3 protein-coding genes and 1 pseudogene are annotated in these 5,286 nt (G+C 60.8%); 2 read left to right on the top strand and 2 right to left on the bottom strand.

All coding sequences use genetic code 11. The features are described from left to right. Positions 1–183, top strand: a 183-nt coding sequence (locus HMPREF1022_RS18765; protein WP_232221511.1) for a hypothetical protein, incomplete at its 5' end; no start/stop codon positions are given. Next, positions 180–1,919 carry a methyl-accepting chemotaxis protein gene (locus tag HMPREF1022_RS00355; RefSeq protein WP_009301380.1) on the top strand — a complete coding sequence of 580 codons (1,740 nt, stop codon included), beginning with the start codon at positions 180–182 and terminating at the stop codon, positions 1,917–1,919. The genes HMPREF1022_RS18765 and HMPREF1022_RS00355, both read left to right, overlap by 4 nt. A 137-nt stretch (positions 1,920–2,056) precedes the next feature. On the opposite strand, the gene adhE is transcribed toward HMPREF1022_RS00355, so the two are convergent. Together adhE and tnpA are read right to left on the bottom strand one after the other, a co-directional pair. Next, a complete protein-coding gene (adhE, locus tag HMPREF1022_RS00350) occupies positions 2,057–4,675 on the bottom strand; it encodes a bifunctional acetaldehyde-CoA/alcohol dehydrogenase (RefSeq protein ID WP_009301379.1) in 2,619 nt (872 codons plus the stop codon). Between the two features lie 239 nt (positions 4,676–4,914). Beyond that, a pseudogene (gene tnpA, locus HMPREF1022_RS00345) lies at positions 4,915–5,281 on the bottom strand (IS200/IS605 family transposase); the annotation flags it as partial. Between the last annotated feature and the right edge of the window lie 5 nt (positions 5,282–5,286).

Below are 5,286 nucleotides of genomic sequence, written 5' to 3'. Positions count from 1 at the left end.
GAGAGAGAGAGAGACTGTAGGCTTTTTCATTATCTGAAGTCAGCAACATTTTCCTCGTCGGGAGCAACCGTCGCCCTGGATGTTTTGTCCATGGGCGACGGTTGCTTTTTTATCGGCGTGCTCTTTCCCGTCCGGAACATGCTGGCGGCCCAACCTGTTTCTCTGGAGGTACATGGATTATGAAGCTCTCGACGAAAATTGCGGCGAGCATGGGGTCTCTGGCCGTGCTCATGGGTGTTCTGGGCGTGTATCTGATCATGCAGATGGCCAGCGTCAATGACGTGTCCAGCCTGATGGCCGCCCGGCTGATTCCGAGCCTGGCGAATGCGGACGCAATGAACAACGCGGCTTCGGAATACCGCATGGCCGAAATTCTGCACATCTACACTACCGATGCGGCCCAAATGCGGGAATACGAAACCAGACAGGGGAAATGGGAGGGCGTCATCGCCGGAAATATCAAAAAACTTGGCGAGGTGCTTGTCAGTCCTCAGGCCAAACAGGCTTTTCAGGAATATCTGGCCGCCCGCGAGACGTATCGCGCCGTAAGTCGGAAAGTGCTCGGCCTTTCCCGTGAAAACCATACAGAAGAAGCCCTGTCTCTGATGTTCGGCGAATCGCGTACGGCATATTACAAGATGAGCGAAAGTCTCGCCGCTCTGCTGGAGGCGGTCAACAGCACCATCGCGCAGATCAATGCCGAGAGCGACGCCGCATATGCCGATTCGCGGTTGATGGGCATCTGTCTGGTGGTGGCCGCCGTGCTGATAGCCGTTATCCTGACCCTGCTGCTCGTGCGCGGTACCCTGCGCCAACTCGGCAAGGACCCCGGCGAGCTGAACAATATCGCCCGGCGCGTGGTGGACGGCGACTACGATGTGGACGACGGGGGCGCAAAACTGGGCGTGTACGGTTCCATTGTGGAAATGGTCAACGCCCTGAAAACCCACATCGACAATGCCCAACGCGAGTCGGAAAACGCCAGGGAGCAATCCGCCAAGGCCCAGGAAGCCATGACCCAGGCCGAGGCCGCGAGCCAGGAAGCCCAATCCAAGACCGAAGCCATGCTGGTGGCCGCCGACAGGCTGGAGCAGGTGGGCGGCGTGGTTTCCTCGGCCTCTACCGAGCTTTCGGCCCAGATCGAGCAATCCGACCGGGGCGCGGCCGAGTCCGCCCAGCGCCTGTCCGAAGCGGCCACGGCCATGAACGAAATGAACGCCACTGTCCAGGAAGTGGCCAAAAATGCCGGTTCCGCTTCCAGCGCTTCCGCTGAAACCAAACAGAAGGCCGAGGCCGGGGCCCAGGTGGTGGAAAAGGCCGTGCGCAGCATTAAGGATGTGCACCAGATGTCCTTGGCCCTCAAGGAGGACATGGCCCAGCTCAACGAGCACGCCCAGGACATTACCCGGATCATGGGCGTGATCTCGGACATAGCGGACCAAACCAATCTGCTGGCCCTCAACGCGGCCATTGAAGCCGCCCGAGCGGGCGAAGCCGGGCGCGGTTTCGCCGTGGTGGCCGACGAGGTGCGCAAGCTCGCTGAAAAGACCATGGCCTCCACCACGGACGTGGGCAATGCCATCAAGGCCATCCAGGAAAGCACGGCCAAGAGCATGGAAGGCGTGGAGCAGTCCGTGGAACGCATCGGCGAGGCCACGGAGCTCGCCGGGCAATCCGGCGTGGCTCTGGAAGAAATCGTGGCCACCGTGGAGGCCACGGCGGACCAGGTCAACGCCATTGCCACGGCCAGCGAGGAGCAGTCCGCCGCCAGCGAGGAGATCAACCAGTCCATCGTTCAGGTCAACGACATGTCCAGGCAGACCGCCGAGGCCATGGCCGAGGCGGCCAAAGCCGTGTCCGACCTGGCCGCCCAGGCCCAGGGCCTCACGGACCTGATCCGGGAGCTGAAAGCGGCGTAACAAAAAAATTTGCGGCCGGGAGGCTCTTCATCTCCTCCCCCGGCCGCAAGCGGGCGCGGTCTGGACAACCCGCGCCCTTAACGGCGCGCCCCGATGTTTGCCGCATCGGGGCGCGCTTCAGTCCGGACGCAATGCTTTTATGCCGACGAAGCCAGCGGCTCGCCGTAATAGGCCTTGCGGTACAGCTCCTTGAGTTCCGCGATGAGCGGATAACGCGGATTGGAAGCCGTGCACTGGTCGTCAAAGGCCTGTTCGGCCATCTCGTCCAGCTTTTGCAGGAAATCGGCTTCCGCAATGCCCGCTTCGCGCAGGGACGCGGGAATGCCCAGGTCACGCTTGAGAGCCTCGATGGCCCGCACCAGGCGGGCTGTCTTTTCCGCGCGCGCATCGGGCCCGTCCCCCTCCACGTCGTCGGCCAGATGCAGCATGTCCGCGATGCGGGCATAGCGGCCCTTGACCCAAGGGTATTTGTACTGGGGCAGCATGCCCTGCTTGGTGGGCGTGTCCGTGGCGTTGTACTCGATGACGTAGGACAGCAGGATGGCGTTAGCCAGACCGTGCGGCAGATGGAAATAGGAACCCAGGGTATGCGCCAGGGAGTGGCAGACGCCCAGGAAGGCGTTGGCAAAGGCCATGCCCGCCATGGTGGCCGCGTAGTGCATTTTTTCGCGCGGGATCAGCCGTTCCTCGCCGCCCGCATAGGAGCGGCGCAGATACTTGAAGACCAGGCGCACGGCCTCCATGGCCTGGCCGTCCGCGAAATTGGTGGCAAGGGTGGAGGTGTAGGCCTCAACGGCATGGGTCAGCACGTCCAGGCCCGCATTGGCGATCAGCGAGGGCGGCAGGTCCATGACGAACTCCGGGTCCACAATGGCCATGTCCGGGGTCAGGGCGTAGTCGGCAAGCGGATATTTGACGCCGGTGCGGTTGTCGGTGATCACCGCAAAGGGCGTCACTTCCGAGCCGGTGCCGGACGTGGTGGGAATGGCCACCATCACAGCCTTTTTGCCCAAATCCGGGAAGGAGACCACCCGCTTGCGGATGTCCATGAAGCGCAGGGCAATGTCGTCGAACCTGATATCCGGCACCTCGTAGAGCAGCCAGATGATCTTGGCCGCGTCCATGGGCGAGCCGCCGCCCAAAGCAATGAACATGTCCGGCTGAAAGGCGTTGACCATATCCAGAGCTTTCTGGGCCGTGGCGATGTCCGGATCGGGCTGCACGCCGGAAAAAACGCGTACCTCCATGCCCATGTTTTCCAGCACTTCGCTCACCTTGCGCACGTGCCCCAGTTGTTCCATGGTCGTGTCCGTGATGATGCAGGCCCGGCGGCGGTCCTTGTATTCCTCCAATGCCGGACGCAGCGCCCCGAGCTTGAAGTAAATCTTGGGCGGCACGCGGAACCAGAGCATGTTCTCACGGCGGCAGGCCACGGTCTTGACGTTCATGAGATGTTTCACCCCGATGTTTTCGCTGACGGAATTGCCGCCCCAACTGCCGCAGCCCAGCGTCAGGGACGGCGCGACGCGGAAGTTGTACACGTCGCCGATGGCTCCCTGCGAGGCGGGCATGTTGACCAGCACCCGCCCGGTGGTCATGGCGTCCTCAAAGGCCTGGATATGCTCCGCGTTGCTTTCGCGGGTATAGAGCACCGAGGTGTGCCCGGCCCCGCCCAGCAGCACCAGGCTCTGGGCCGTGTCCACGGCGGCCGGAAAATCCGGCACGCGGTAAAAGCCCAGCACCGGCGAAAGTTTTTCGTGGGCAAAGGGATCGTCGGGCCTGACCGCCGGGCGCTCGGCAATGAGCACCTTGGTGCTTTCCGGCAGGGAGATCCCGGCCATGGCCGCGATGCGCGCGGCGGACTGCCCCACAATGGCGCTGTTCAGCGCGCCGTCCAGAAAGAGGGTTTTGGCCAGGGCCTCGCTTTGCCCCTCGTCGGCGAACCAGGCCCCGCGCCGGATGAATTCCTCGCGCACGGCGTCGGCAATGGCGGCTTCGACCACCACGGTCTGTTCCGAGGCGCAGATCATACCGTTGTCAAACGTCTTGCTGAGCAGGATGGAATTGACCGCCATCTTGACGTCAGCCGTGGCGTCGATGATCACCGGCGTGTTGCCCGCGCCCACGCCGATGGCCGGAGTGCCGGAGCTGTAGGCCGCGCGCACCATGCCCGGCCCGCCGGTGGCCAGAATCAGGTTGACGCTTCGGTGGCTCATGAGGTGCTGGGTCAGTTCCGGCGAGGGTTCCTCCAGGCAGTCGATGATGTTTTCCGGGGCCCCGGCTTCCACGGCTGCCTTCAAAATGATCATGGCCGCCGCCCTGGTGCTGCGTTTGGCGCGCGGATGCGGCGAAAAGATGATTCCGTTGCGGGTCTTGAGACAGAGCAAGGCCTTGAAAATGGCCGTGGACGTGGGATTGGTGGTGGGCACGATGCCCGCCACCAATCCCAGGGGCGCGGCTATTTCGCGATAGCCGGAAACCGGGTCGTCCTCAATGATCCCGCAGGTCTTGCTGTCCTTATACTTATTGTAGACGTATTCCGAGGCAAAGTGATTCTTGATCACCTTGTCCTCCAGAATGCCCATGCCGGTTTCCTCCACAGCCATTTTGGCCAGGGCGATACGCTTGGAAGTGGCGGCGGCCGCCGCGTGGTGGAAAATGGCGTCCACCTGTCCCTGGTCGTAGCGGGCGAAAACGGCCTGCGCGGCGCGGACGCGCTCAATCATGGCGTCCAGTTGTTGTGTGCTCGTGGTCATATCTGCCTCAGTGCGTTGCGGTTCAGATGTTAGCTTCATTCAATATACTATAAGCACTCTGCCCTGCCGTGGCGAGCCGGGCAAGAGTGCGGACTCCGCCGGCGCCCCTGAAACACGACAAATCAAAACCACCCGCATAGCGGGTGGTTTGCTCCAGCCCTATAAGGGCTTGTTACCGGCCAGCGTCTAAAGGCGCTGGCTTTCACTTTGTTCAAGCCCAGTGCCCTTGCCGCTTTGGCTTACCCCTGGAAGGGGTTTTGGTATTCTCGGGTACTTACTCGATCTTGCAGAATATCATGCTTCTCTTGCTGCTGAATGTATTTTTTGACCGTTACCTCATTGAGTCCTACCGTACTGACGAAATATCCTTCCGCCAAGAATTTCCTATTGCCAAATTTGTACTTCAGGTTTGCATGCTTATCGAAAATCATCAATGAGCTTTTTCCTTTCAGGTACCCCATGAAACTTGATACACTGATTTTTGGAGGAATACTCACCAGCATGTGCACATGATCCGGCATGAGATGGCCCTCGATAATTTCAACACCTTTTATATTTGCATAAGTCCTTAAGAATTTCTCCGATACTTTCTCGAATGTTGGCAAATTATT

The organism is Desulfovibrio sp. 6_1_46AFAA (assembly GCF_000224635.1).
GTDB lineage: Bacteria > Desulfobacterota > Desulfovibrionia > Desulfovibrionales > Desulfovibrionaceae > Desulfovibrio > Desulfovibrio fairfieldensis.
Note: the sequence above shows the minus strand (reverse complement) of the source record. Positions and strands in the feature narration are given on the sequence as shown.

Excerpts from the sequence above, each read along its gene's own strand:
- HMPREF1022_RS00355 (WP_009301380.1), top strand. The coding sequence starts at position 180 with ATGAAGCTCTCGACGAAAATTGCGGCGAGCATGGGGTCTCTGGCCGTG.
- adhE (WP_009301379.1), bottom strand. The coding sequence starts at position 4,675 with ATGACCACGAGCACACAACAACTGGACGCCATGATTGAGCGCGTCCGC.